This window comes from Gemmatimonadaceae bacterium (assembly GCA_035533015.1).
Taxonomy (GTDB): Bacteria; Gemmatimonadota; Gemmatimonadetes; order Gemmatimonadales; family Gemmatimonadaceae; genus JAGWRI01.
The window spans coordinates 19556-44556 of the sequence record DATLUQ010000051.1 but is presented as its reverse complement, the minus strand read 5'-3'; the positions used below and the strand labels follow the sequence as shown (position 1 = coordinate 44556).

General features: G+C 66.9%; 26 protein-coding genes. 14 read left to right on the top strand and 12 right to left on the bottom strand.

Features of this window, described 5'->3' with window-relative positions; all coding sequences use genetic code 11:
• Positions 1–42: 42 nt before the first annotated feature.
• From VNF92_10095 to VNF92_10070, 6 genes are all read right to left on the bottom strand, one after another.
• Positions 43–1038 (bottom strand): threonine/serine dehydratase, encoded by a 996-nt coding sequence (locus VNF92_10095; GenBank protein ID HVA58229.1) that lies wholly within the window; start codon positions 1036–1038, stop codon positions 43–45.
• Positions 1038–2249 carry a GGDEF domain-containing protein gene (locus tag VNF92_10090; protein HVA58228.1) on the bottom strand — a complete coding sequence of 404 codons (1212 nt, stop codon included), beginning with the start codon at positions 2247–2249 and terminating at the stop codon, positions 1038–1040. The genes VNF92_10095 and VNF92_10090 overlap by 1 nt, the downstream gene beginning before the upstream one ends.
• A gap of 187 nt (positions 2250–2436) precedes the next feature.
• On the bottom strand, positions 2437–4944 hold the full coding sequence (gyrA, locus tag VNF92_10085; GenBank protein HVA58227.1) for a DNA gyrase subunit A: 2508 nt from the start codon (positions 4942–4944) through the stop codon (positions 2437–2439).
• 175 nt (positions 4945–5119) lie between these two features.
• Positions 5120–5896 (bottom strand): hypothetical protein, encoded by a 777-nt coding sequence (locus VNF92_10080; protein ID HVA58226.1) that lies wholly within the window; start codon positions 5894–5896, stop codon positions 5120–5122.
• A 65-nt stretch (positions 5897–5961) separates the two neighbouring features.
• Positions 5962–6204, bottom strand: coding sequence for a hypothetical protein (locus tag VNF92_10075; protein ID HVA58225.1), 243 nt, complete (start codon positions 6202–6204; stop codon positions 5962–5964).
• 4 nt (positions 6205–6208) lie between these two features.
• Positions 6209–7249, bottom strand: coding sequence for a zinc-binding dehydrogenase (locus VNF92_10070; GenBank protein HVA58224.1), 1041 nt, complete (start codon positions 7247–7249; stop codon positions 6209–6211).
• 131 nt (positions 7250–7380) lie between these two features.
• Here VNF92_10070 and odhB point away from each other — a divergent pair, with 131 nt between their 5' ends.
• On the top strand, positions 7381–8577 hold the full coding sequence (odhB, locus tag VNF92_10065; protein HVA58223.1) for a 2-oxoglutarate dehydrogenase complex dihydrolipoyllysine-residue succinyltransferase: 1197 nt from the start codon (positions 7381–7383) through the stop codon (positions 8575–8577).
• An 83-nt stretch (positions 8578–8660) separates the two neighbouring features.
• Here the strand turns inward: odhB and VNF92_10060 are convergent, their stop codons facing one another.
• A complete protein-coding gene (locus VNF92_10060) occupies positions 8661–9356 on the bottom strand; it encodes a hypothetical protein (GenBank protein ID HVA58222.1) in 696 nt (231 codons plus the stop codon).
• Positions 9357–9510: 154 nt separating this feature from the next.
• Here VNF92_10060 and lpdA point away from each other — a divergent pair, with 154 nt between their 5' ends.
• Both lpdA and VNF92_10050 read left to right on the top strand, forming a co-directional pair.
• Complete coding sequence (lpdA, locus tag VNF92_10055; GenBank protein HVA58221.1) at positions 9511–10923, top strand: dihydrolipoyl dehydrogenase; 1413 nt, start codon at positions 9511–9513, stop codon at positions 10921–10923.
• 4 nt (positions 10924–10927) lie between these two features.
• Entirely contained in the window at positions 10928–11341 is a 414-nt protein-coding gene (locus tag VNF92_10050) for a hypothetical protein (GenBank protein HVA58220.1), read from the top strand.
• A gap of 11 nt (positions 11342–11352) precedes the next feature.
• On the opposite strand, the gene VNF92_10045 is transcribed toward VNF92_10050, so the two are convergent.
• The 4 genes from VNF92_10045 to VNF92_10030 all read right to left on the bottom strand — a co-directional run bounded on the left by VNF92_10045 (position 11353) and on the right by VNF92_10030 (position 14267).
• Positions 11353–11967, bottom strand: coding sequence for a GDSL-type esterase/lipase family protein (locus tag VNF92_10045; GenBank protein ID HVA58219.1), 615 nt, complete (start codon positions 11965–11967; stop codon positions 11353–11355).
• A gap of 88 nt (positions 11968–12055) precedes the next feature.
• Positions 12056–12487 (bottom strand): hypothetical protein, encoded by a 432-nt coding sequence (locus tag VNF92_10040; protein HVA58218.1) that lies wholly within the window; start codon positions 12485–12487, stop codon positions 12056–12058.
• 2 nt (positions 12488–12489) lie between these two features.
• Positions 12490–13059 (bottom strand): RNA polymerase sigma factor, encoded by a 570-nt coding sequence (locus tag VNF92_10035; GenBank protein HVA58217.1) that lies wholly within the window; start codon positions 13057–13059, stop codon positions 12490–12492.
• 119 nt (positions 13060–13178) lie between these two features.
• On the bottom strand, positions 13179–14267 hold the full coding sequence (locus VNF92_10030; protein HVA58216.1) for a CoA transferase: 1089 nt from the start codon (positions 14265–14267) through the stop codon (positions 13179–13181).
• Positions 14268–14509: 242 nt separating this feature from the next.
• Between VNF92_10030 and VNF92_10025 the strand changes: the two genes are divergently transcribed.
• The 9 genes from VNF92_10025 to VNF92_09985 are packed head-to-tail and all read left to right on the top strand — an operon-like array spanning position 14510 to position 21250.
• Positions 14510–15205, top strand: coding sequence for a hypothetical protein (locus VNF92_10025; GenBank protein HVA58215.1), 696 nt, complete (start codon positions 14510–14512; stop codon positions 15203–15205).
• A 15-nt stretch (positions 15206–15220) separates the two neighbouring features.
• Positions 15221–15691 (top strand): SgcJ/EcaC family oxidoreductase, encoded by a 471-nt coding sequence (locus tag VNF92_10020; protein ID HVA58214.1) that lies wholly within the window; start codon positions 15221–15223, stop codon positions 15689–15691.
• A gap of 19 nt (positions 15692–15710) precedes the next feature.
• Positions 15711–16718, top strand: coding sequence for a hypothetical protein (locus VNF92_10015; protein ID HVA58213.1), 1008 nt, complete (start codon positions 15711–15713; stop codon positions 16716–16718).
• Positions 16691–17866, top strand: a complete 1176-nt coding sequence (locus tag VNF92_10010; protein ID HVA58212.1) for an ArgE/DapE family deacylase — start codon at positions 16691–16693, stop codon at positions 17864–17866. Before VNF92_10015 ends, VNF92_10010 begins: the two co-directional genes overlap by 28 nt.
• The gene (locus VNF92_10005; GenBank protein ID HVA58211.1) at positions 17854–18072 is read left to right on the top strand and encodes a hypothetical protein; all 219 of its coding nucleotides are present in this window, start codon (positions 17854–17856) and stop codon (positions 18070–18072) included. Before VNF92_10010 ends, VNF92_10005 begins: the two co-directional genes overlap by 13 nt.
• On the top strand, positions 18069–18713 hold the full coding sequence (locus VNF92_10000; protein ID HVA58210.1) for a ribonuclease H: 645 nt from the start codon (positions 18069–18071) through the stop codon (positions 18711–18713). Before VNF92_10005 ends, VNF92_10000 begins: the two co-directional genes overlap by 4 nt.
• Positions 18714–18724: 11 nt before the next feature.
• Positions 18725–19333, top strand: coding sequence for a zinc ribbon domain-containing protein (locus VNF92_09995; GenBank protein HVA58209.1), 609 nt, complete (start codon positions 18725–18727; stop codon positions 19331–19333).
• Positions 19333–20409 carry a hypothetical protein gene (locus VNF92_09990; GenBank protein HVA58208.1) on the top strand — a complete coding sequence of 359 codons (1077 nt, stop codon included), beginning with the start codon at positions 19333–19335 and terminating at the stop codon, positions 20407–20409. The genes VNF92_09995 and VNF92_09990 overlap by 1 nt, the downstream gene beginning before the upstream one ends.
• A gap of 28 nt (positions 20410–20437) precedes the next feature.
• Positions 20438–21250 carry a hypothetical protein gene (locus tag VNF92_09985; GenBank protein HVA58207.1) on the top strand — a complete coding sequence of 271 codons (813 nt, stop codon included), beginning with the start codon at positions 20438–20440 and terminating at the stop codon, positions 21248–21250.
• Here VNF92_09985 and VNF92_09980 read toward each other — a convergent pair.
• Entirely contained in the window at positions 21244–22320 is a 1077-nt protein-coding gene (locus tag VNF92_09980) for a phytoene/squalene synthase family protein (protein ID HVA58206.1), read from the bottom strand. The genes VNF92_09985 and VNF92_09980 overlap by 7 nt on opposite strands.
• A gap of 130 nt (positions 22321–22450) precedes the next feature.
• On the opposite strand from VNF92_09980, the gene VNF92_09975 reads away from it, so the two are divergent.
• Both VNF92_09975 and thyX read left to right on the top strand, forming a co-directional pair.
• Positions 22451–24094 (top strand): FAD-binding oxidoreductase, encoded by a 1644-nt coding sequence (locus tag VNF92_09975; GenBank protein ID HVA58205.1) that lies wholly within the window; start codon positions 22451–22453, stop codon positions 24092–24094.
• A gap of 115 nt (positions 24095–24209) precedes the next feature.
• Positions 24210–24971: an FAD-dependent thymidylate synthase gene (gene thyX / locus VNF92_09970; GenBank protein HVA58204.1), complete on the top strand. Its 762-nt coding sequence runs from the start codon at positions 24210–24212 to the stop codon at positions 24969–24971.
• The last annotated feature ends 30 nt before the right edge of the window (positions 24972–25001 follow it).

Here is a 25001-nt window from a genome sequence, read left to right as displayed (position 1 = left end):
GGAAAAGGTGCTACACGAACCGGAGAGCGTCAAATCGAATCCTTAGCCGGTTAGGGCAGGCGACAGCAGTCCCTGAAGCCCCGACCAGTCTACGTTCCCACCACTCAGCACGGCCACCACCGGTCCGGCCGACGGCACTACGGCGCCCGACACGAGGGCCGCCACCGTGATCGCACCACTCGGCTCGGATACCAACTTCGACCGCTCGAGCAACAGGCGCATGGCGTCGCGAATCGCCGCGTCGTCCACCAGCACCACATCGTCCACGTACCGCTGGTGGTGCGCGAACGGCAGCCGCCCGATCTCCACCGCCAGGAGGCCGTCCGCAATGCTCGCGGTGTGCTCGAGCCGCACAGGCGCTCCTGCCGCGCGCGCGCGCGTCAGTTTGGGCGCACCGGCCGGCTCCACGCCGATCACGCGCACCCCGGGGGCCACGAGCTTGACGGCGGCCGCAACTCCGGCGCTCAGCCCGCCTCCACCCACCGGCACCAACACGGTCGCCACATCCGGCAGCTGCTCGGCGATCTCGAGCCCGACCGTGCCCTGGCCCGCGATGATCGTTGGATCGTCATACGGTGGCACGACCGTCGAACCCTCGGCGCGGGCGATTTCCAGCGCACGCTCCATACGATGCGCGGTGGTGGTGCCGGCCAACTCGATGCGCGCGCCCAACCGTTCGGCCCCGGCGCGCTTGGCCACCGTGACCGTCGTGGGCATCACCACCGTCGCCGGCACGCCGAACAGGCGCGCCGCCAAGGCCACTGCTTGCGCATGGTTACCAGACGACGGGGCGATTACGCCGCGCGCGCGGGCCGCCGGGCTCATGTTGGCTAGGTAGTTGTACGCCCCGCGGAATTTGAATGCCCCGCCGCGCTGCAGCATCTCGGGCTTGAGCCACACGTCGGCGCCCATGATCTCGCGGAGCGCGTCGCAGGGCAGGAGCGGCGTGCGCACCGCCACCGGCCGCAGCGTGGCGGCAGCGCGCTGGAATTCCTCGATCCCGACCAGCGCGTCCGGGCGGGCGACGGTGGCGGCCATCAGGAATAGACGCGGTTACGGCCGCCCGCTTTCGCCTTGTACAGCGACCGATCGGCCTCGTGGAGGAGCACATCCGGCGAGATCGGGTCGGTACCGCCGGCTAGTGCCACGCCGACCGATACCGTCGCTTCCACGGGCGCGCTGTCCGGCCCGAACGCGAACTCCTCGACACGGTGACGCAGACGCTCGGCGAACGTCATCGCGCCCTCCCTTCCCGTGTCCGGAAGGACGACTACGAATTCGTCGCCGCCCAAGCGCGCCACCGTGTCGGTGTCGCGCGCCGTGGCCTTCATGATGCCCGCTAGTTGCTGAAGCACGATGTCCCCCACCGGGTGGCCGCGGGAGTCGTTGACCGTCTTGAAGTTGTCCAGATCAATCGCCACCACAGCTACGTGCGAACCGCGTCGCTTCGCTATGCGCCAATCGGTACGCAGGCGGTTCTCCAGGGCGCGTCGGTTCACGCACCCGGTGAGCGGGTCGGTCCCGATCTGTTCGGCGAACCGGTCGCGCATGGTCTCGAAGCTGCGCGCCAGTAGGGTGAGATCGTCGGGGTGCGAAGCACGGGTGGCGGTCAGCGTCGTCGTCAGTTCACCGTCTTCCACGAGCTTGCAGAACAGACGCAATTCGTCCATACGTTCGCGGAAGCTGCCGAACACGAGAATCACGATGCCGCTGACGAGGGCGAAGGTCGCCGCCGTCACCAGCGTACGGTTCAACGGTGCGCCCCCGCCGGCGACGAACGGCGGGAACACCAACTCGACGAGCAAGTACGCCGCCAAGGTGAGTGCGGCCGTATAGGCGCCCAGCCACTTGCCGAAATAGAAGACCGCCAATTGCACGGCCAGCAGCCCGATGAGCAACATGCGGTAGTGCCCGAACCCTGTGCTCGCGAAGTAGAAGAACGCCGCCATCATGGCGATGTCGGCAGTCGCGAGTACCACGGGCAGGACAGGATGGAGCACGCCTCGCTCCGACCGCTTCACCCACCCCGAGGTCCCCATGATGCTGGCCAGGTAGATGAAGCAGGCGATCACCACCGGCATCAGCGCGGCGTCGCGCGGGGAAGCGCCGAACAGAAGCGCCAGGAGAAGCCCCAACAGCACGCCGAGATACCGGAACCAGCGCTGCCACAGGATCGCCTCCCGCTGGGCGTCCGCCTGTGCGTGTCCGAGCGCCTCCCCCAGTTCCGTCACGTGGACCGATTCGCGCACCACTTCGAGTGAAGTGGAGCTCCGCCGTCGCGGTGCGCTGGAATGAGGGGCAGTAGACATCGAGTGACGCTCGTGCGTCGAGCCAACCTACAATCTTGCGGTTGAACGGTAAAGCGCAGATTGTCGGCGGCGGATGCTGCCGCCAGACGCCAAGGGGGCGGCTCCTGCCGCCCCCTGCGCCCCGTGCTCATTCCTCGTCGCCCGCACCCACCGGCTCGCCCGCGTCCTCGGCGACCCCCTCCTCCTCGTCCGGCACCACCCGGGCCACGTCGCGCACCAGATCGTCCCCATCGAGCTCAACCAGGCGTACACCTTGGGTGTTGCGCCCGGCCACGCGAATGCCTTTCACCGGCATCCGGATGATGATCCCCTGCTTGGTGATCAGCATCAGTTCGTCGTCGGGGAGGACTTCCTTGATGCTCACCGCGTCGCCGGTCCTCTCGGTTCGGTGCACCGTGATGATCCCCTTGCCACCGCGCCGCTGCACTCGGTACTCATCGATTGGCGAGCACTTGCCCATGCCGCGCTCGGTGACCACCAGCAGGTTGGCTTCGCGTTTCACCACGACCATGCCCACCAAGACGTCGCCGTCGCCGAGCTCCACGCCGCTCACGCCCGTGGTATCGCGTCCCATGGGCCGAACGTCGCTCTCGTGGAAGCGAATCGACAGTCCATGGCGCGTGGCGAGCACGATGTCGTTGTTGCCGTCGGTCACCTGCACGTCGATCAGCGCGTCGCCATCCTCGATCTTGATGGCCTTGAGACCGGTGGAGCGCGGGTTGGCGTACTGCGACAGCGCCGTCTTCTTCACCGTGCCCTGACGGGTGGCGAATATCAGGAACTTGCTCTCCGGAAATTCCCGGACCGGCATCATCGCCTGGATGCGCGTTTCCGGCGACACGTTGATCATGTTCACCACGGGCTTGCCCTTGGCGGCACGGCCGGCCTGCGGGATCTCGTGCACCTTCAGCCAGAACACGCGTCCGTCGTCCGTGAAGAAGAGCAGATAGTCGTGGGTCGAGGCGATGAACAGATGCTCCACGAAATCCTCGTCCTTCAGCGTCGCCCCCGTGCCCCCCTTTCCGCCGCGCCGCTGTCGCCGGTAGGTGGACACCGCCGTCCGCTTGATGTAGCCGGAGTGCGAGATCGTGACCACCATGTCCTCTTCGGCGATCAGGTCCTCGACGGTGAACTCGCCCTCGTCGCTGGTGATCTCCGTGCGGCGATCATTGCCGTACTTCTCGGCCGCTCGCGTCAACTCTTCCTTCATCAACGCCATGCGCTTGGGCCTGGACTCGAGCAGCGCTCGCAACTCGCTGATCATGCCGCGGACTTCCTTCAACTCGTCTTCCAGCTTCTCGATCTCGAGCCCGGTGAGTTTCGCCAGCCGCATGTTGAGGATCGCTTCGGCCTGCCGCTCGCTCAGCTTGAACCGCTTCTGGAGTTCGGTACTCGCCGTCGGCGTGTCCTCGGCCGCCCGGATGACCTTGATCACCTCGTCGATGTGGTCGACCGCGATCTTGAGCCCCTCAAGGATGTGCTCGCGCTCCTGCGCCTTGTCCAGTTCGAACTGGGCGCGCCGTACAATCACGTCGTGCCGGTGCGTGATGTAGTGCTCGAGCACTTCCTTGAGCGGCATGATCTTGGGCACGAGCCGCCCCGTCACGGCATCCGGCACGAGCGCCAGCATGATCACGCCGAAGGTCGTCTGCAGTTGCGTATGCTTGTAGAGCTGGTTCAGCACGACGCGCGGAATCGCGTCGCGCTTGAGTTCGATCACGATGCGCAGCCCCTCACGGTCCGACTCGTTTCGGAGATCGCTGATTCCCTCCAGTTTCTTGTCGCGCACCAGTTGCGCAATGTCCTCGAGCAACTTGGCGCTGTTCACCTGGTATGGAATCTCGGTGACCACGATCTGTGCCTTGTTCGACGATTCCTTTTCCTCGATCACCGCGCGCGCACGCATCACGATCCGGCCGCGCCCCGTCTCCTGATAGTCCTTCACCCCCTGCCGGCCGTAGATGAACCCCGCCGTGGGGAAATCGGGCCCCTTGACGTACCGGCGCAGCTCGGTAATCGTCGCGTCCGGATGGTCGATCAGGTGCAACAGCGCCGACACCGCCTCGCCCAGATTGTGCGGCGGAATGTTGGTCGCCATCCCGACCGCGATGCCCGACGAACCGTTGACGATCAGGTTCGGGATCCCCGATGGCAGCACGGCCGGCTCCTGCAGCCGGTCGTCGAAGTTCGGCACGAAATCGACCGTGTTCTTGTCGATGTCGGCCAGCATCTCCATCGCGATCGGTGTGAGCCGTGCCTCGGTGTAGCGGTACGCCGCCGCGGGATCGCCTTCCACCGACCCGAAATTCCCTTGCCCGTCGATGAGCGGATAGCGCAGCGAGAAGTCCTGCACCATACGAACCAGTGCGTCGTACACGCTTGAGTCGCCGTGCGGGTGGTACTTGCCGAGCACGTCGCCCACCACCGTCGCCGACTTCTTGTACGGCCGCCCGGGTACCAGCCCCAATTCGTTCATCGCATAGAGCACCCGGCGGTGCACCGGCTTCAATCCGTCGCGCACGTCGGGCAATGCGCGCGACACGATCACGCTCATCGAATAGTTGATGAACGACTCTTTGATCTCGTCGTCGATGAGCCGGGGAAGGATCCGTTCTCGATTGTTCGGAGCGGTCATCTTTAGCGTGGAGGGAGGGGCGGAAATGCGGGCGGCGGGAGACCTGTAAACCTAACGGTTTCGAGACCGAAAATCAACCGATAACGCAAGCCATAACCCGCTACAAATCAACCACTTGCGGACAGCGCTCCTGGCTTCCGCCAGGCGCATGTTTCCGCCCTCGAATTTCTCGTGCCTACCCCCCAGATTCGGCCTCTTCGCGCTCCAATTCCGCCTCTTCCTGGGCCACCGCACGGCGCTCCAATGCCCGCACTTCATCGCGCTCCGCGCGGTAGCGATCGTACCACTGGCGCGTCACCTCCGCGGCCAGATCGCGGTTCCCCAACCCGAACGCGAGCGCCAACGCCAACGCCACCGCCCCGAACAGGATCGCGAACGCCGTCGACACAATGTCGGTCGCGATGCCGAGTTCCTGGACCGCCATGAATACCGCCAGGAGGATCACCCCGCCTCGGCCCACGTGCGCCAGCATGCGCCCGCCCGTGAGCGCACCGGCCGAGGCCGCGATCAGCCCGCCCACGAACCGGCCAAGTACGATGCCCACCAGAATGATGATGACCGCCGCGATCAGACTCGGGATGTAGCTCACGAGTTCTGAGAACACGTTGGCCAGTGACGGCAGCCCCAATGCGTCGGCCGCCACGAGAATCACCGCGAACATCATTAACCAGAACGCGAAGCCCGCCACCGCGCGCGCAGGATTGGGATGCGAGCCGCCGCGCTCCACGGCCTCGAGTACGCCTCCCCGCTCCAGGATCTGGTTCAACTGGATGCGCCGTAGGAACCGCTCCACCACCCGCTGCAACAGCTTCGCCACGAGATAGCCGGCGAACAGAATGATCGCCGCCCCGCCGAGCGGGCGCAGGAAATCGGTGAACACCTGGGCGAAGCTGTCCCCCAGACGCCCGGCGAAATTCGAGACTTGTGTGGTGTCCTGCAGCGGAAGAAGCATGCGTCATCCAGGTAGTTGAGAGATAAGCTACACCGGTTGACCGCCGGCCACGAGCCGCGCGCGCCCTACGTGCGCGTGCCCCGCCGCCGGTCGAAGATCACACTCCGCCGGCACACCGGGCACAACAGCCACTCGCGCTGTCGTGCGTATCCGAGCCCGAACGATCCACCGCCGATCTCGCGCACGGTCATCACCGCCCCGTCCCGCGGACAGTGCACGCCCCCGCCCGCCGCATAGGCCTCGCGTACCACCCGCTCCTCGTCGGGCGCGAACTGGGCATGGTCCGGTACCGGCGGCAGTTCGCTCATCCACTCACTCCTTCACACGTAGGACGATCTTCCCGAACTGCGCCCCATCCTGCAATCGTGCATACGCCTCGCGCCCCTGCGCCAACGAATACTCCCCGTCAACGGGCGGCAGGAGCCGCCCCGCCCGCAGTTGCTCCGTGATGGCATCGAACTCGGCGTCGCTGCCCATCGTCGACCCGAGAATCGACCACTGGTTCCAGAACAGCCGGCGCACGTCCGTTTCCACCGTCGGTCCCGACGTGCCGCCGCAGGTCACCAGCCGGCCGCGCTTGCCCAGAGCGCCCAGCGACTGGCTCCACGTCGCCGCGCCCACGTTGTCCACTACTACGTCCACGCCGGCCTTCCCCGTTGCGGCCCGGATCTCACGCGCCACGTCCTGCGTGCGATGGTTGAGCGTATGGTCCGCACCCAATCCCCGGGCCCGCGCCAACTTCTCGTCGTGGCCCGAGGTCACCCACACCTCGGCACCCACGAGCTTGCAGATCTGCAACGCTGCCGTGGCCACCCCACCGCCGATACCCCAGATGAGCACCCGTTCGCCGGCGCGCAACTGCGCGCGCGTGACGAGCATCCGCCATGCCGTGAGCGTCACGAGGCCGAACGCCGCGGCTTCTGCCAGCGGCGTGCTTGCCGGAATGGCGCGCACGTTGGCACCCGGCACGACGACGTACTCGGCCGCGGTTCCCGGGTGGTGCTCGCCCAGAATGCCGAACCGCACGCACAGCGACTGCTCGCCCTCGCGGCAGTACACGCAGGTTCGGTCGCTGATCCCTGGGTTCACGATCACCGTGTCCCCTTCGCGTACGCCTCGCGCACCGCGTCCGGCCTGATCCACCACCCCCACGGCGTCGGCAGCCACGACCCAGGGTGGGGTGATCGTCACACCCGGCAGCCCCGCGAGCACGAACAGATCCAGGTGGTTCAGCGCGGCCGCCGCGACGCGCACCCGCACCTCGGTCGGGTCCCGCACCGACGGCTCACGGAGGTCATCGCGAACCTGCAACTGGTCGAGCCCGCCATGAGCGGAGATCGTGAGTCCTCGCACTGCCACCCTCGGGAGTTATATTGCACTCGCTTGCGGCCATTCGCATCCAGCCGCGCTCCGTCCGGAGGAAATATGCACCGGAATCCCGGAGCCCGCGGCGGCTGGACCGCCGAGAACCGACACCGAATCCGATGACGTCCATCAAGGTCCCCCCGCTCGGCGAATCGATCACCGAAGCGATCGTGTCCCGCTGGCTCAAGTCCGAGGGCGACGCGGTTGCGCCGGGCGATACCATCGTCGAACTCGAAACGGACAAGATCACCGTCGAAGTGCCGTCGCTGACCGGCGGCGTCCTCACCAAACGCCTGCACGCCGAGGGCGATACGGTTCACGTGGACGATGCACTCGCGGAGTTGGACGAGACGGCCACCCCGGCCCCCGCCCGCACCGAGCCCCCCGCGACGTCTCCGGCCAAGCCTGCCCCACCGGCGCCGATAGCGCCCGCACCGATCGTCGCCGCCAACCCGCGCGTGTCGCCGGCCGCCGAACGGCTCGCCACGGCGTCGGGGGTGGACCTGTCAGGAGTGAAGGGCACCGGACTCGGCGGCGTGGTGAGCAAGCCGGACGTGCTCGACGCGATGGCCATCCATTCCGCTCCCGCGGCGCCCAGCGCGCCAAAGGGCGCCGTTGACCAGCGCGAGAAACGTGAGAAGATGTCCACGCGCCGCAAGCGAATCGCCGAGAATCTCCTCCAGGCACAGCACGCCACGGCCCACCTGACGACGTTCAACGAAGTCGACATGACCGCCGTGATGGGACTCCGCACGCGGCTCAAGGATCGTGTCGAGAAAGAGCACGGCGTGAAGCTGTCGTTCATGCCGTTCTTCGTGAAGGCCGCGTGCCAGGCCCTCAGAGCCTTTCCCACGGTCAATGCGCAGATCGATGATGATGCGATCATCTACAAGCACTATGTGAACATGGGCATCGCTGTCGCATCAGAAGCCGGGCTGGTCGTGCCGAACATCAAGGACGCCGACCGCATGGGGCTGCTCGACGTGGCGCGGGAGATGAACGACGTGGCCGACCGGGCGCGCAAGTCCAGGCTGACCATGGACGACCTCACGGGCGGCACGTTCACCATCACGAACGGCGGCGTGTTCGGCTCGCTCCTGTCCACGCCGATTCTCAACTATCCGCAGGTCGGCATCCTGGGGCTCCACAAGATTCAGGACCGTCCCATCGCCCTCGACGGACAGGTGGCGATCCGGCCGATGATGTACGTCGCGCTGTCGTACGATCACCGTATCGTGGACGGGGAGCAGGCCGTGCTGTTTCTGGTGCGCATCAAAGAACTGATGGAAGAACCCGGCGCCATGCTGGTGGAATAGCGCTGGGTGCTCGACCACAACGAGAGCGGGGCCGCGATGCGATCACGCGGCCCCGCTCTCCGTTCTTCTGCCCCTCGGCAACCCTACATGTGCAGTGCTTTCGGCAGGTTGAAGTTGTACGACACGGCAACACCGTACGACGTCTTGCCGTTTGTCTCCGATACCGGCACCTGCACCATCGGTGAGATCGTGCACCGCTTGTTGAATACGAAGCCAATCGTGGCCGTGACGAGGCCGAAGCTCTCGCTGGTCGTGGGATTCGCCGCTCCTTGCGTGACAATCTTCGACTTGAAGCTGCGGGCCACGAGCGAGGCTCCGATCGCCGGAATCACCGACATCGAGCTCGACTCGCTCGCCGTCCAACCCAGCGAACCGCCAAAGTTCAAGTCAAGCGTGTTCTGTGGGAGGTTTGGGTACGGCGTCATGCCGACCAGCGATCCAGACTGGGCTGTCACTCCGACGATCGGGCAAATCTCAACCGAACTGCCGCCACCCACGGCCCACTCATAGCCCAACGAGCCGCCACCGGCGTTCGACGAGCCGTCGCTGTTGTCGTCCTTGGCGTGGCTGTAGTTCCCCACCGCAAAGAAGTTGTGGTACGTGCCCAGGGCGAGCTGTCCGCCGTACGCCTTGCTCTGGTCGCCGATCAACACGCTGCCGCCAACCCGGGCCGAGCCTGTGGAAAATGAAGGGGTGCCAACGCACACCTGCGCATTAGCCACCGATGCCAGCCCTGCCACAGCCAGCCCGACAATCGCAGTACGAAACAGTCGAGACATATCGCTGACTCCGAAGAAGGTGAATGCAACTGAAAGGTATCGCCTGAAACACCCGATCCGTCCACTGCCGGGCGGCGCTCGGGGGGCGCCGCTCACTCCCTGGGGCTACGCAGACTGGCTAGCTTAGGATTCAGCACTTACCAGCAAACACCACATGACAGACTTGGTCCCGAATCGAGCCGATGTCGTCGTCATTGGCGGTGGTCCCGGTGGCTACGTCGCCGCGCTCCGGGCCGCCCAACTTGGTCTCTCCACCGTCTGTGTCGAGATGGACAAGACACTCGGCGGCACCTGCGTAAATGTCGGCTGCATTCCTTCGAAAGCGTTGCTCACGTCGAGCGAGCACTTCGAGTTTGCCCGGAACCACGCCGCCGAGCACGGCCTGCTGATCGGAAACGTCGGCCTCGATCTGGCCCGGATGCTCCAGCGCAAGGACGCCGTCGTCACACAAAATACTAAAGGAATCGAATTCCTGTTTCGCAAGAACAAGGTCGTCTGGTCCAAAGGACGCGGCAACGTCAAGCCGGGCAACATCTTGGAAGTCACTTCGGCCGACGGCGTGGTTACCACCTGGGAGGCCCGGAACATCATCATCGCCACTGGCTCGGCGGCGATCGAGCTGCCATTCCTGAAGTTCGACGAAGAGCGGATTCTGTCCAACGTGGGTGCGCTCAGGATTCCCGAGGTCCCGCGTCACCTGATCGTCATCGGCGGTGGAGTGATCGGCCTTGAGCTGGGGTCCGTGTGGCGCCGCCTCGGGGCCAAGGTCACGGTTGTCGAGTTCTTCCCGACCATCCTGCCCGGAATGGACGACGACATCGTCAAAGAAGCCGACGGCGCCTTCCGCAAGCAGGGATTAGAGTTGCGCACCGGAACCAAGGTCGTATCCGGTCGTCGCGATGGCACTCGGGTCTTCGTCGACGTCGAGAAGAACGGCCAAACCGAGACCCTTGAAGGCGATTACGTGCTCGTGGCCGTAGGCCGGCGTCCCGTGCTCACGGGGATCGACGCCGCCGCGCTCGGACTCGCCGTGGGCAAGCGCGGCGAACTCGTGGTGGACGACTGCATGCGTACCAACATTCCCAACGTGTACGCCGTTGGCGACTGTGTCGGCGGCAAACTCCTCGCCCACAAGGCCGAGGAGGAGGGGAGCGTGGCTGCCGAGGTCATTGCCGGCCGACCCGTGCACATGCACTACAAGTCCATTCCGTCGGTGGTCTATACTTGGCCGGAGATCGCGTCCGTGGGCCTGACGGAACGGGAAGTGAAGGAATCGAAGCGTGAGTATCGCACGGGCAAGTTTCCGTACTCGGCCAACGGCCGCGCCCGGTCGATGGGTGAGACATCGGGGTTCGTGAAGTTTCTTGCCGACGCGCGCACCGACGAGTTGGTGGGCTGCCACATCATCGGACCCAATGCCTCGGAGTTGATCGGGGAGGTGGTGCTTGCATTCGAATACCGCGCGACAAGCGAGGACATCGGGATCACGGTGCACGCGCACCCGACGCTCTCAGAAGCCACCAAGGAAGCGGCCCTGGCCACGCTCGGCCGCGCCCTGCACATCTGACGTAGTGTCGGCCCGCGCGCGCCATCTCATCGAGGCCGCGCTCGGCGGCACACCATACTTGGGACGCGGGCTCGAACTGCTCGACGCCGCGGAGCACCACGCCTCGGATGAGTGTTGTGCCGTATGGACGGAGCACGGCGGTGCGGTTGTGGCCGTGGCCCTCGTGGGGCTCGTAGCTGGAGCGGAAGGGGCCGGCCGCCTCCATCTATTGATCGGGCACGACCCGCACCTCGTGGCGCGCGCGCTCGACGTGCTGCGCGCCATGGGCGCGCGCTTCGTGATGGCCGAGTGGCCCGACGACGCGGCGTTCGCCGAAGCTATCCGGCGACTGCACGAGGAGGGCTTTCACGAAGAGGCACGCATCGCGCACGTCTACCGCGCCGGCGTGGACCAGGTCTTCCTACGACGCGATCTCTGAGAACGGCGGCGCTAGCCGAGGACGATTTCCGCCGCCGGGGGCAGGGCTAGCCGCGCCCACCGCTCGTACATCGGAGCTGCAGGATGGAGGCCATCGGCCGCCAACATCGCCAACTCGGAGCCCGCCCGGCGTGAGTCGTCGGTGACGTTCGCGAAGCGGGCGCCCACGGCGAGCACCGCGGTACGGATCACGTCGTTGAACGCGTCGATCGCTGCTGCGATCGCCGGTCGGTCGCGCCCGTTGGCAAACGGCGTCATTCCCCAGTCGGGGATCGACAACACCAGCACGTGCCGCGCGTTGCCACCGGCGAATTCCGTAGCTCGCGCGAGCAGTCGCGCGAAGCGCGGCGCGTACTCCGCAGGCGTCGCGCCGCCGTACTGATCGTTCACCCCGATGAGCAGCGAAACGAGCGTGTACGGACCGCAGGGACGCGCGGCATCGATTGCCGCCCACAGCTGCTCACAGGTCCAGCCCGTGCGCGCCACGATTTCCGGATCTTCGACGGCGGCGCCGGCCTCCCGGAGCAGGGCGACGAGCCGCGCCGGCCATCGGTGGGCCGCCGCCACGCCCTCGCCAATCGTGTAGGAGTCGCCCAACGCCAGGTACCGCCCCGGGAGTTCGGTCATCGTTTCCCTACCGGCACCGGGCAGAACGAAGAAGGCGACCGGGTTCGCGAAGGATCCCGGCCGCCTGGTTCGGACACTGAGCGAACGCTCAGCGCACGACCAACGCCGTGATGATGGAGGCGGCGGCGACTAGCGCCGCGCCGACGAGCAGGGCCGTGGTTGGCGTGACGACGAATTCCCGGCGAAACCACGGGGTGATCGTCGCGGCCGGCGCATGGGTGGGCAGCGCCGCCATGATTTGTGCTTCCACGTGCTGGGGCGTGCGCATCCGGCGCACGCGCGCCATCTCGCTGTCCAGCCCTCGCCAGAATTCCACGTCCCTCGAAGTATCGCTCTTACGCACGGCAGCCTCCGGCAGCTCCCCATCCAACCACGCATGTACGGGTGCGGCGAGGAGACGCTCCGCCTGCTGACCCAGCGGGACTTCTCGATCCATGAGGGATCGCGCTGGTTCGTCCGGCGTCGGACGCTTCTGACCCTCTCGCGCGAGCCCAGGCTCGGAATTCAGATCGTCGTACATGTTCAGGCGTACTTCTCCTCGAGTAGAGCCTGGAGCGCCTCGCGTGCGCGGTGCACGCGCATCTTCAACGCCCCGACCGTAGTGCCCAGCAGATCCGCCATCTCTTCGTACGAGCGCCCTTCCACGTGCTTCATGATGAATGCTTCCCGCAGCGATGCGGGTAGCGACGTCAGGGCCCGATCCAGATCCGAACGCAATTCCGTCCGGTCCAACTCCTCTTCGGGGGTCGCGTGCTGCGAGGGCTGATCATCCTCCTCGTAGCTCAAGTGCGACCGTCGAATATTCTTCAGCCAATCCTTGCAGCCATTCGCGACGATCCGGAACATCCACGCGTCGAACCGGCCCCGCACCTCCGACAGGTGCTGATAGGCCTTGATGAAGGAGAGCTGCAGGATGTCTTCCGCGACATCCGGACTCCCCGTCATGCACAGCGCGTGCCGATACAGCGGATCGCTGTAGCGGGTGATCAGCAGCCGGAACGCGTCTCGCTTTCCCGCGAGCACCTGCTGGATGATCAGTTGATCAGAACCATCCTGATCGATGTCTGGGGCGGTAGTTTCCGTCGTCTTCACGACGATAGAGTAATGCACTTTCCCCGCTTGGAACAGGGAGCGGCACCCGTCCCGCCGCCAACCACGAGTGTCACGCCAAGAAGACGATATTGAGGATCGGGAGGTAACGCCGTCCGGCTCTAGGTCCCGAACACTCCCCAGCCGAGTCGCCGGATCGCCGCTCCATGCTCGTCCAGGGCGGGCGGCATCCGGCGGTTTTCCCCCCCGACACTCGATGGCATGCCCATGAGGGGCGACGCCGAGGGCGTCTGGGCCAGGACCTCGAGCACCGTGCGCACCACGCCGCTCGGCACCCCCGCGGCGGCGAGCCGCGCGAGCCAGTGCGCGGCATCCCGTTCCGAGAGCCGCTCCTGCAGGGCGGAGACCACCCGCTCGCGCTGTCCCACCCGGCCGGCGTTGGTGACCAACGACGGATCGTCGGCGAGTGCGTCGAGCCCCAGCGCGCGCGCACACGCCGCCCACTGTCCATCACTCCCCACCGCGATGACCAGGCCGCGGTCGGCGGCTTGAAAGAGTTGGTATGGGACGAGATTGGGATGGGCGTTGCCCCACCGGCCCGCGTCGATGCCCGTGACCAACGCATTCTGCGCCACATTCACCAGGGCGGCTCCGGCGCTGTCGGCGAGCGAAACGGCGACGCGGCGTCCCCGGCCGGTGCGCGCGCGTGCCATGAGCGCCCCGAGGATCGCCACGGCCGCGTCCTTGCCCGCCAGCACGTCGGCAAGCGCCACCCCCGTCTTCATGGGTGCACCCTGAGGCTCACCCGTGATCGCCATCCATCCCGACTCCGCCTGCACCACGAAGTCGTATCCCAGACGATCGCTGGCTGTGCCAAACCCCGAGATCGTGCACCAGACGAGCTGCGGGTGGTCGGCCACGAGCGCGTCGGGATCAAGCCCGCACCGCGCCAGGGTGCCGCGGCGAAAATTATCGATCACCACGTCGGCTCCTGCAATGAGCCCGCGCAGCAGAGCCACGTCGCGCGGCTCGTCGAGGTCCGCGGCCACACTCAGCTTGTTGCGGTTGATGCTCAGGAAATAGGCGCTCCGGCCGCGATCATCAAACGGCGGACCCCAGCCCCGGGTCTCATCCCCCACTCCTGGGCGTTCGACCTTGATGACATCGGCACCGAGGTCCCCGAGGAGCATCGAACAGAGTGGACCAGCAAGCACTCTCGACAGATCTAGTACATTCAGTCCAGTGAGCATTTGGTGGCTTGTGAATGGCTTTATATTGGCTTAACTTTTTGCGAATACATCCGGTCCATTGACTGGCGCCGGTTGGTCATTCTGCCGCGGCAGTCCTTGCATAGCTGTCGAAAAATCATATACTTGCCGCGAATTCCGCCAACCTGTTCGGACGCGAGGCCCGCGAACATAGCGCACCTCCGGCCGTCCATCAAATCAAACGGTGCGCAGTTTCCCCTTTCACGAAGAGTGGACGCGTATAGATGCCGGATTCTTCGCACGGCGGTTCAGCCAAGCCAGCCACCACCCAACCGAGCGGTGGAGCACCCGCACCGCGACGCGGGCCCGGCCACCGCGCCGACGCCCGTGATACGGTAGCCGAGCTGGCGGAGAAGGCACAGCTCATCAGTCTCGAAGCCGGCAGCAAGGTGGCTGCGGCCATGAAGGACGTGATCAGCGCCGCCGCCGGCATTGCCGGCTTTGCCATGGAAAGCGCCCGCGATCTCACCACGTACATGGTACGCCGCGGCCAGATGACGCAGGACGAGGCGGACAAGCTGCTCCGCGAAGCCGACGCCGCTCATTCCAAGCGGCCAGCATCCGAGCGCACAAAGCCGACGGCCACGATGGTCACCGCCGAGAGGACAGCGCTACTCAAGGCGCAGGCGGCACGAGCCGCAGAGATCGCCGCGGCCGCCTTTGCCAAACTGCACCCGCCGCGCCCTCCAAAGCCGCCGTCCAAAGTATTCATGCCCAAACCGGTCAAAGCCGCCAAGTCCGGTTCCAGACCGACGGCAAATAAGGCGGCGGCGAAACCAGCGCCCAAGGGTGCCGCCGCGAAAAAGCCGGCCAAGAAGTTGGCCACCAAGCAGCCGGCGAAGCAGCCTCATCCCAAGAAGGCGGCTCTCAAGGCACCCGCCAAGAAGCCGGCCCCGAAGAAAGCCGCCAAGAAGCGCTAGCCGGAGACGTCTGGCATGTTTCGCACACGTCACCTGCTGCTCCTGCTCGTGCTCGTCGTCGTGGCATGGTTCACGCTCCAACGGGCCGCGACGCCGCGCCCCGAACCGGTCGACTCCGTGCAGATTCAGCGCCAGGTCCTGGCCGTACTCGTCCACGGGGCCAAGGCGTGGAATGCCGGCGATCTCGACGATTTCGTGTCGGACTATCTCCCCGACTCGGAAACGACGTTCATCACCAAGACGGGCGTCCTCCATGGCATTGCGGCGATCAGAAGTGTCTACGCCGCTCGCTTCGCTCCCGGCGCGCAGCGCGATTCGCTGCACTTTCAGGGCGTCGAAGTGGACGTACTCGGCCCGGACCTGGTGAACACGATTGCCTGGTACGTGCTCATGCGCGGCGACTCGGTCACGGCCCGAGGCCCGACATCCCTGGTCATGCGGCGCGTGAGCGGCCGTTGGCGGATCATCCACGACCATTCGAGTTGACGTGGTTCGGGTAGTCGCCATGCGCGCGCCGACGCGCATCGATTTTGGCGGGGGCTGGACGGATGTGCCGCCGTACGCGCAGCGGGAGGGTGGGGTAGTGTGTGCAATGGCGATAGCGAGGTACGCGACGGCGGAGTTGCGTGGCGGCGGAGGGCCGGTACCACGCAAGGCCGGTACCACGCAGGGCAAAACCAGCGCACCGCCGAGCCCGTATGAGGCCAAAACGGCGGGGGGCGTGGAGGCGCCGCTCATCCGCGCGGCGCTCGAACGGGCGGGGTTGACCTCGAGGCTGCAAGTTCGACTGGACAGCGACTTCCCCGTCGGCGCGGGCCTCGGCGGGTCGTCCGCCGCGAGCGCGGCGCTGCTCGGCGCCCTCGACCGGTGGCGCGGCGTGCCTATCGACCGCGCGGGCATCGCCGAGCGCGGGCGGACGATCGAGATCGAGGACCTGGGCGTCGCCGGCGGCCGGCAGGATCACTACTGCGCCACGTACGGCGGGCTGCTCGGCCTCACCTTCGGCCGCGGAGTGGAGGTGCGGCGGCTCGCGCTGCCGCCGACCCTCCGGGAGGAACTCGAGCGGCGCTGCGTGCTGGTTTACACGGGCGAGTCGCGCATCTCGGGCGACACGATCACCGGCGTACTCGAGGGCTACCGCCGCGGAGAGAAGCGTGTAACGTTCGCACTCGCACGCCTGCGCGACCTGGCGCAACAGATGCTCGCGGCGCTGGCGCGCGCCGACGTCGACGCGCTCGGCGCGTTGGTGGATGAACACTGGACGTATCAGCGGTCGCTGCATCCGTCCATCCCCACGGCCCGCATCGACGCCATCGTCGAACGGGCGCACGGGGCCGGCGCGACAGGCGTGAAGGCAACCGGCGCTTCGGGCGGCGGGTGCGTGGTGGCCATCGCACGGCACGGCGTGGAAGACGCGGTGCGGCGGGCGGTGGCCGAATTGGGCGAATTGGTGCCGTTCACTCTCGACGAGGAAGGACTTGTCGCATGCGACTGGAACGCGGAGACGCCGTAGGCCTGACCCGCGCGCTCGTTCGCACCGATTCCCGTAATCCGTCGCTCGTGTCCGGCGGCCCAGGCGAAGGCGAGGCGGCGCGACTGCTCGCCGGCGTACTCGAGGCATGGGGGTTTCGCGTGGAGGTCCAGGAGGTGGCCCCTGGCCGTCCGAACGTGATCGCGCGCGTGGGCACGCCGGGAGCCAATGCGCTGCTATTCAACGGCCACCTGGACGTGGTGGGCGTTGAAGGCATGCGTCACGCCCCGTTTGACGCCGAGGAGCGCGACGGCCGCATCTACGGCCGCGGCGCCGCGGACATGAAAGCGGGGGTGGCCGCCATGTGCGCCGCTGCCGCGCTCGCTGCCGATGACCTTTCCCACGGCGAGTTGATCGTCGCTGCGGTGGTCGACGAGGAATTCGCGAGCCACGGCACGCGGGCCCTTGTCGATCGCGGGGTGCGTGCCGATGCAGCCATCGTTGCCGAGCCGACGGGGCTCGCTGTCATGCCCGCGCACCGTGGATTCGTGTGGATCACGCTCACCTTTCGGGGCCGGGCCGCGCACGGCAGCCGGTGGGAACTGGGCGTGGACGCGATCCGCCATGCCGGTCTCGTGCTGGCCGAGTTGGATGCGCTCGACAGGGGTGAACTGACGCGGCACACCCACCGGCTGTTGGGGCACGCGTCGTTGCACGCCTCACTCATCGCGGGGGGCACGGGCATGTCGACATACCCGGACCATTGTGAACTGAAGGTCGAACGACGCACGATGCCGGGCGAGACGCCCGCCCAGGTGATGGCCGAGGTGGAGACGGCGTGCGCGCGGGTGCGGGCCCGTCGCCCCGAGCTGCGCGTGGAAATCGCGGTGACCCTGGCGCAGAACCCGAGCGACGTGAGTACAAACGCGCCGATCGTGCGTGCACTCACCGATGCGCTGACGCAGCAAGCCATTCCCGTGCGCACCGAAGGCATGAGCGCCTGGACCGATTGTGCGTTACTCAATGAAGCAGGAATGCCGGCGATCTGTTTCGGACCGGGCGACATCGCCGTTGCGCACGCCGACGAAGAATACGTGGACATTGAAGAGATCCCGAGAGCCGCGGCAGTACTGGAGCGGTTGGCTCGCAACTGGTGCGGCACCGGACCGGAGTCACTGTGGCGGAGTTGACTCACCGCGACTACGACGTGCTCGAGCGGGCGGTGCAGTTCGGCCACCGTATCATTGTGTACCGGCGGGGCACGGAGTACATCGTCATTCCCGAGCGGCTCACGGTGCGCGAGCGGCGCGAGGCCATCGAGGCGCGCAATCCCACGACGGGAGATCATCTCACCCTGTTCATCGATGAGCTGGACGGGCTCGAGGTCGTGCGGTGACCGTCACGCCGGTGTTACCCCTCGTGGCTATTTACGCCGACGAGTCGTGCCTGGGCAACGGGCAGGACGGAGACAATCCCGGCGCCGCCGCCGGGGTGATCGAGTATCGCAGCCCCGGCGCGGGGGGAGTGATGCGGCGCGATTTCTGGCGCTCCGAACCGGCGACGACGAACAATCGCATGGCCCTGTGGAGCGTGATCGAGGCCTTCCGGACCATCGCCAACAAGGGCGGCCGCTTTCGCGTGCTCTTCACCAGCGATTCACAGTACCTGATCAAAGGCATGAGCGAATGGGTGCCGGGATGGATCGCGCGCGGCTGGCGGCGCAAAGCCGGCCCGATCGAGAACCTGGCGCTCTGGAAGGACGCGGTGGAGTGCGTGCGCCCGCACCAGGTGCAGTGGCAGTGGGTACGCGGCCACGACGGCCACGTGCAGAACGAATATGCCAACGATCTCGCGGTGCACGCCGCACGGGAGCAGACGGCCTCGGGCGGCTCCGTGCCGTCGGGGTTCGACCGCTGGCTGGGCGCGGAGCGTGCGGCCGGCCGGCTGCACGCCGAGCCGGCGGGGTTCCCCCATCCGGATAGATTTCGGGCTTCGCGGCCGCTGCCCTTGGCGGCCCAGGCAACGCTGCTCGACTAGTGGAGGACGGGATGGACGCCATCGACCGCATGTTCACTGTGCTCGTCCAAGCAGTTCGCGACGCGCAGCCGCGCTACCTCGGCCAGCCGTTCGAGGTGGCGGAACTGTACCAGACGCTCCTGCCCTACCGCCATTTCCGGCGTGAACTGGCCCTGGACACCAACGAAGACTACGAGCTGACCCTGATGCAGCTCCTTTCCGGGGTTCGCGGGTATCTGATCGTCGACGATCGGATGCGCGACGCCCTGGAGCGGGAACTCAAGTCTCCCAATCCGGATCCCGGCGCGTTCCGGCAGTTCGCCGACGCGCAGGTGGCGCTGTCGCCGGTCGCGTTACAGCGGCAGGGCCACACGCCGGAGACGGGGCTGGAGCCGGCCCAGGGGGGCGGTTCCGGGGTCCGGTTCTCCACGCCGGCGGCAGTGGCGGCGGCGGCCGCCGCGGCAGATGAGGCACGGTGCAGGTACTGCGGCGGCAAGCTGCCGCAGGACCGCAAGATCGTATTCTGCCCGCATTGCGGGCAGAACCTCACGGTGAGGAACTGCAGCGCCTGCGGCGCGGAGTTGGAGATCGGGTGGAAGTTCTGCGTGGCATGCGGCCGGTCCACCGGCCAGGAGGAGTGATGCGGAGCGGTTGGTTGGGCGCGGCCCTGGTGGCCGCCGTGATGTCATCGGGGTGCGCCACGGGAATGCGCGGCACCCGTGCGCCAGCGGCGGCCCCCGCACCGGTCTGGCCCGTGGTCACGCGCGAACATGTGGACCTGTGGCTGCATGGCTACGCGATGATTACCCGCGACGCGGCCCAGGTGCCGGTGTTCCGGCGCGGCTATCGCAACTCGCTCGACGTGCTCCGGCGCAAGGACAATGTTCTCACCGGACTCGACGCCAACCACGAGCGGCTCGCTACGCTCATGGCGCAGAACGCCGAAATCACCAACGGCCAGTTCCTGCCGCTCTACTTTGATTCTTGGGACGAGATGGTCCAGACGATCAACGCCTTCCTCGGTGCTGACGGCGACGCCCGCACCGCCCCGCCAGCGCTGCGGGTCCAGGTAGCCCTCGTCGCGTCGATGTTTCCCACCGCGCAGGACCGGGAATGGCTGCGTCTGTTCACGCAGTCACTCGGTGACGAGTCCGAACATTTCTTCCACCAGTACTGGGTGTCCCAGCAGGAGGCGTGCAAGCCCCTCGTCGTGGCGGTGGATTCGTTGTGGCAATCGCTGCGCCCCCGGTTCCAAAGCTTTCTCACCAACACCCATCAGTTGGACGGCCAGTTGGTCCTGTCGTTGGTTATCGGGGGCGAAGGACGCACTTTGAACGCCTCGCCGCAACACAACGTCATGGTGGTCGCCCTGCCCGAGTCGCGGGCCGATCTCGACGATCCCATTTATGGGTTCGCGCACGAGGCGGTGCAGTCGATCGCCAACTCCGCGATCATCGACAACACGACGGCAGCCGAGCAGCGCAGCGGCGTGGCCGCCGGGTACGCACCGACCGCGGCGGTACGCGCCGGCGCGATGCTCATGGACCGCGCGGCACCCGAGTTCGCCGACGGATTCATGCGCTTCTATCTGCGGCAGGCGGGAGTCACGCCACCGCCGGGGAACGTGGAGGCAACGTTCGTGGCCACGTTCCCGCTGCCCACAGCGATCGAGGCTTCCATGGACCGCCAGATCAACACGGCTCTCGGCGGAATCTGACCGGGGGCATTGGCCGTATATTGGAAACATGGCTGATCCACCGGTCCCGATACCCCGCCCACCGCTCGACCGCGCCGCGCTGGAACGCGTGCTGGCGCGGGCCGCTGAGCTGCAAGCGAGCAGCGGGGAGCCCGCCGATACGATGACCGACGCCCAGATCCTCGATCTGGGAAAGGAGGTCGGACTTTCGTCACAAGTGCTGCGGCAGGCGTTGGCCGAGGAACGGACGCGGCGTGACCACCCACAGGCGCCCGGACTGGTGTTCGGGTCCACCGTCGTGACCGCGGAGCGCACCGTGCGAGGCACGGCCGAAAACGTATTTTCGGCCCTCGACGTGTGGATGCAGAAGGAAGAGTGGCTGCAGATCAAACGTCAATTCCCGGACCGGATCATATGGGAGCCGCGCCGGGATTTCGAGGGAGGCGTGCGGCGATTGTTCAACGTGGGCGGTCGCGGCTACGCACTGTCCAAGGCCACTGATGTGGGTGCCACCGTCGTCCCCGCTGACGAGGGCCGGGTGCTGGTACGCCTCGATGCCGACCTATCCGGCCAGCGGCGCAACGCGATCATCGGGCTGGCCACCGCCACCACGTTCGGCACGGCCGCGAGCGCGGTCGCAATCGCCCTGCATTTCGCGCTGGTCGTGGTACCCGTACCCCTGTTGGCGGCAGGCGCGATCAGCTACTTCGCGGCGCGCGGCGCGTACACCAGTGCGGTATCGCGTGCCCAGCTCGCACTCGAGCAAACGCTCGACCGGCTCGAACGGGGCGAACGCGCGGACAACCCGTCGCTGCTCAAGCTCCTGGCGCAGGCTGCGAGCACAACCGCGCGCCGCTACTGACCGGACGCGAACCCCGGCACGATACGCAGCGGCCGCTGGCTGGCTCGGCGAACCAGCCAGGCCAGCATCCCGTTGCTCATGACGCCGACCATGCTGAGCAGCGTGAGCGACTTCACTTCGGCCCGTGAGATTTTCACGACGTCGCGATGCAGAAGGGCGGCGGGGGTGCGCGTGAGGTCGCGCAGCGTGGCGTAGGCGAATAGCAGCGGCAGCGCGCAGAACAGGCGGATCGACGCGGCGCGGCGCGGGATCAACAATAGATAGTCCGTGGCGTGCTCCAGGTCCTCCCACGCCAGTGCGATCAGCGAGGCCATCGCGGCCTGCGTGGGGCCCGGGTCGCCGCCCGCCAGGAGCGTGGCGTGGCTGCCCCCGTGCGCCGTCAGGAGCTGTTCCGGAATGTAGATGGCGTTCTCGCGCTCCGCGTCCTGTGCCACGTCCTTGAGGATGTTCACCGTCTGCAGCGCCTCGGCAAACGAGCGACTGCGCTTGCGGAGCACCTCGTACTGGTGCTGGCCGATGCTCGGAGCGTGTTCGTGCCAGAGGTCGGTGAGCATGTAGCCAACCGTGCCGGCCACGTAGTAGCAGTACTCGCGATACTCCTCCAGACTCTGGATGCGGATGCCGTCCGGATAGAGGAGCACGAATTTCCGCATGCCAGTGGCCATTTCGGCGACCCATGTCCGCACATGGTCCTGTGTGGTCGGCGCAAGATGGCGGAACATCACGAACACCAGGTCGGTGTGGCGGATGAGTCGCAGGTGCGCGGCATCGCCGGTCATCGACCCGGTCTGGGAGGGAAAGGCGTCAGCCTGCGCCGGATCGTCGAAGCAGGAGAGAAAGCCGTCGAACAGGGTGGCCTTGACCGCGGCCGGCATTCGCGGCTCGTCCTCGATCGTATCGGCAATGCGGCAGAGCAGGTAGGCACAGGTGACCGCCTGGCCGAGCGCCCCCGGGAGCACCCGGATGCTGAGCGCGAAGGTGCGCGAGACGGCCGGCAGAATCTCTCGTGCAAAACGCGACGCCTCATCGAGGCGGAGATCGGGGGCGGGGCGGGAGGTGGCCGGAGGCACGGAGAGCGGCGGAGTCGTCGCGACAGTGGAGGTTCGTTTAACTTCAGCGTTGCCGGCTGACGACCAAAGCTATCGCGCCGGTCTCTCCGGCGCTTCGGGCCGGAGCCTCCACCAACAGGAAGTCGATCGCGTGAGCATTTCTGCGCCTCCAGGATTTCGCGGTACCTTTCGCACCGACGACGCGGCTCGCGCCGTGTATGGAGAGGCGGCGGGCATCACCCGCTGCTGGCCGGCCGCCGTCGCCGTTCCCGCCGATGAGCGGGATCTGCAGACGCTCGTCGGTTGGGCCCATCGGGACGGCATGGCGATCATCCCCCGCGGATCGGGGAGCGGGATGGCTGGGGGCGCCGTGGGTGAGGGCGTCGCCGTGGACCTGAGCCGGTTCCGCACGATGGGCGACGTGGACCAGCAGACGCGCACGGTGCGCGTGGGCGCCGGTGTGCTGCGCGGCGAAGTGGACCGCGCGGCGCGCGCTGTAGGACTTCGCTTTCCCGTGGACCCGTCGAGCGGAGAGTTCTGCACCGTGGGCGGGATGGCGGCCACCAACGCCGCCGGCGCGCAGACCATGCGCCACGGCCCGATGCGTCCTTGGGTGCAGGCGCTGCGCTGCGTGTTCGACGACAGCTCGGCCGCCGAACTCCGCCGGGGCGTCACCGCCCCGCGGGAAGTCGCGGGGATCGACCGGTTCATGCGCGACGCGCACGACGCGATTGTGCGGCGGGAGCGCGTCACGCCCTCGGTGCATCGCGGTGTGCTCAAGGACTCGTCGGGATACGCCACGGCGGAATACGCCTCGAGCGGTGAATTCGTAGACCTGCTCGTGGGCAGCGAGGGCACCCTGGCGCTGTTCACGGAACTTGAGTTGCGGCTGGAGCCTACGCCGGCGGCGAGCGCCAGCTTGCTCGGTGAGTTCCGATCGCTCGACGCCGCCGTGCGCGCCGCCGCCGAGGCGCGCCAGCTCGGCGCCAGCGCCTGCGAGCTGCTGGACCGCACCTTCCTGGAGGTCGCCGGCTCGGGGGGCACGCCGCTCCCCGTGGTGCCGGGGGTCGAGGGAGTGCTGCTGGTCAAGTTGGAGGGTGAGTCAACACGTGATGTCGGTGCCCGGGCCCGGGCCATTGAGCAGGCATTCCGGCGCATCGGTGCCGCGGGTGTCACGCTGGCCCTCGACCCCAATGCGGAGCACGAGATGTGGGAACTGCGGCACGCCGTGAGCCCCATCCTTTCCCGCCTCGACCCGTCGCTCAAGTCTATGCAATTCGTCGAGGACGCCGCCGTCCCGCCGGAACACCTGGCCGATTACGTGCGGGGCGTGCGCGCCGTGCTCGAGCGGCACAAGGTCAAGGGAGTGATCTTCGGCCACGCCGGCGACGCCCACATTCACGTCAATCCTCTCATCGACGTAAGCCAGCGGGATTGGCGCACCAAGCTCGACGGAATCCTGGACAGCGTCGTGGCGCTCACTGCGTCGCTCGGAGGTACGCTGACCGGCGAGCACGGCGACGGCCGCCTACGGACCCCGCTCCTCGCGCGCGTGTGGACCGACGCCGCCCGCGAACGGTTCGCCCTGGTCAAGCGCTGTTTCGACCCCGCCGGCATTCTGAACCCCGGCGTGAAGGTGCCGCTGCCCGGCCAGCAGCCGCTGAAGGACGTGAAGTACGATCCCGCACTCCCGCCCCTTCCGACTGCCGCGGCCAGCGCGCTCGAGACGGTGGAACGCGATCGCGGGTATGGGGAATACCGACTTGCCTTGCTGGAGGCACCCGTAGAATCTTGATAGAGGAAGCGCATTGGCTCCCGCGCAGACTACCGCGCGGTTCTGCCGTGGGACGGAAGAACTGAAGAAACTGCGTTCCGCCGTTCGCCGTCCTACCCTCCCACCCCCATTCTCCATGCCCGCCCCCGAGTTCTTCACCGAGCCCCGCGTCACCGTCCTGGCGCGCCCTGACTTTGCCGAGCCTTCGCACCTGCTCGTCGAATGGCAGGGGGAGAGCACCGACGGAGAGCGACTGGCCGAGTTCGCCGGGCGGCTCTGCTATATGAGTCAGCACAACCCGGCCAAGCGCGCCACGCGCGAATACCTGGAGAACATCAAGAAGCAGGGGCACGGCAGCGTATTGGAGCACGCCAACTATTCGCTGCTGCTCGAGGGCGTGAGCCGGTCACTCACCCACGAACTGGTCCGCCATCGGGCGGGTTTCGCGTACTCACAGCTCTCGCAGCGCTATGTGGACGAGTCCCACGCCGCCTTCGTCGTGCCACCCGCCATTCTCGGCGACCAGGCGCTCGAGGCGGCGTGGCGCGCCCAGATCGAGTCGGCCCAGGCCGCCTATGTGGCACTCGTGGAGCAGCTGATGGAGCGCTACTCCTGGGTAGCCGACCGGGTCCATCGGCGGAAGATGGCCCGTGAGGCAGCGCGTGGCGTACTCCCCAACTCCACCGAAACCAAGATCGTGGTCACCGGCAACGCGCGCGCCTGGCGGACGATGCTCGAACTGCGGTCGAGCGAGGGAGCGGAGATGGAGATCCGCCGCGCCGCGCTGGCGGTCCTTCGGGTGCTGCGAGCCGAAGCGCCGGGGTTCTTCTCGGATTTCGAGGTCTACATGGCGGAGGACCGCCGCGAGGCCGCGCGCATCTCTTACCACAAAGTGTGAAGCGGATGCGCGACGCCGCCTTTTTCCCGT

Bases quoted from the DNA above. Each gene is read 5' to 3' on its own strand.
- VNF92_09995 (HVA58209.1), top strand. From the start codon at position 18,725: ATGGACGCCATCGACCGCATGTTCACTGTGCTCGTCCAAGCAGTTCGC.
- gyrA (HVA58227.1), bottom strand. From the start codon at position 4,944: ATGACCGCTCCGAACAATCGAGAACGGATCCTTCCCCGGCTCATCGAC.
- VNF92_10010 (HVA58212.1), top strand. From the start codon at position 16,691: ATGCGACTGGAACGCGGAGACGCCGTAGGCCTGACCCGCGCGCTCGTT.
- VNF92_10075 (HVA58225.1), bottom strand. From the start codon at position 6,204: ATGAGCGAACTGCCGCCGGTACCGGACCATGCCCAGTTCGCGCCCGAC.
- VNF92_10080 (HVA58226.1), bottom strand. From the start codon at position 5,896: ATGCTTCTTCCGCTGCAGGACACCACACAAGTCTCGAATTTCGCCGGG.
- VNF92_10045 (HVA58219.1), bottom strand. From the start codon at position 11,967: ATGACCGAACTCCCGGGGCGGTACCTGGCGTTGGGCGACTCCTACACG.
- VNF92_09985 (HVA58207.1), top strand. From the start codon at position 20,438: ATGGCTGATCCACCGGTCCCGATACCCCGCCCACCGCTCGACCGCGCC.
- VNF92_10020 (HVA58214.1), top strand. From the start codon at position 15,221: ATGTTTCGCACACGTCACCTGCTGCTCCTGCTCGTGCTCGTCGTCGTG.
- VNF92_10025 (HVA58215.1), top strand. From the start codon at position 14,510: ATGCCGGATTCTTCGCACGGCGGTTCAGCCAAGCCAGCCACCACCCAA.
- VNF92_10095 (HVA58229.1), bottom strand. From the start codon at position 1,038: ATGGCCGCCACCGTCGCCCGCCCGGACGCGCTGGTCGGGATCGAGGAA.
- VNF92_10030 (HVA58216.1), bottom strand. From the start codon at position 14,267: ATGCTCACTGGACTGAATGTACTAGATCTGTCGAGAGTGCTTGCTGGT.
- thyX (HVA58204.1), top strand. From the start codon at position 24,210: ATGCCCGCCCCCGAGTTCTTCACCGAGCCCCGCGTCACCGTCCTGGCG.
- lpdA (HVA58221.1), top strand. From the start codon at position 9,511: ATGACAGACTTGGTCCCGAATCGAGCCGATGTCGTCGTCATTGGCGGT.
- VNF92_10040 (HVA58218.1), bottom strand. From the start codon at position 12,487: ATGTACGACGATCTGAATTCCGAGCCTGGGCTCGCGCGAGAGGGTCAG.
- VNF92_09990 (HVA58208.1), top strand. From the start codon at position 19,333: ATGCGGAGCGGTTGGTTGGGCGCGGCCCTGGTGGCCGCCGTGATGTCA.
- VNF92_10015 (HVA58213.1), top strand. From the start codon at position 15,711: ATGCGCGCGCCGACGCGCATCGATTTTGGCGGGGGCTGGACGGATGTG.
- odhB (HVA58223.1), top strand. From the start codon at position 7,381: ATGACGTCCATCAAGGTCCCCCCGCTCGGCGAATCGATCACCGAAGCG.
- VNF92_10060 (HVA58222.1), bottom strand. From the start codon at position 9,356: ATGTCTCGACTGTTTCGTACTGCGATTGTCGGGCTGGCTGTGGCAGGG.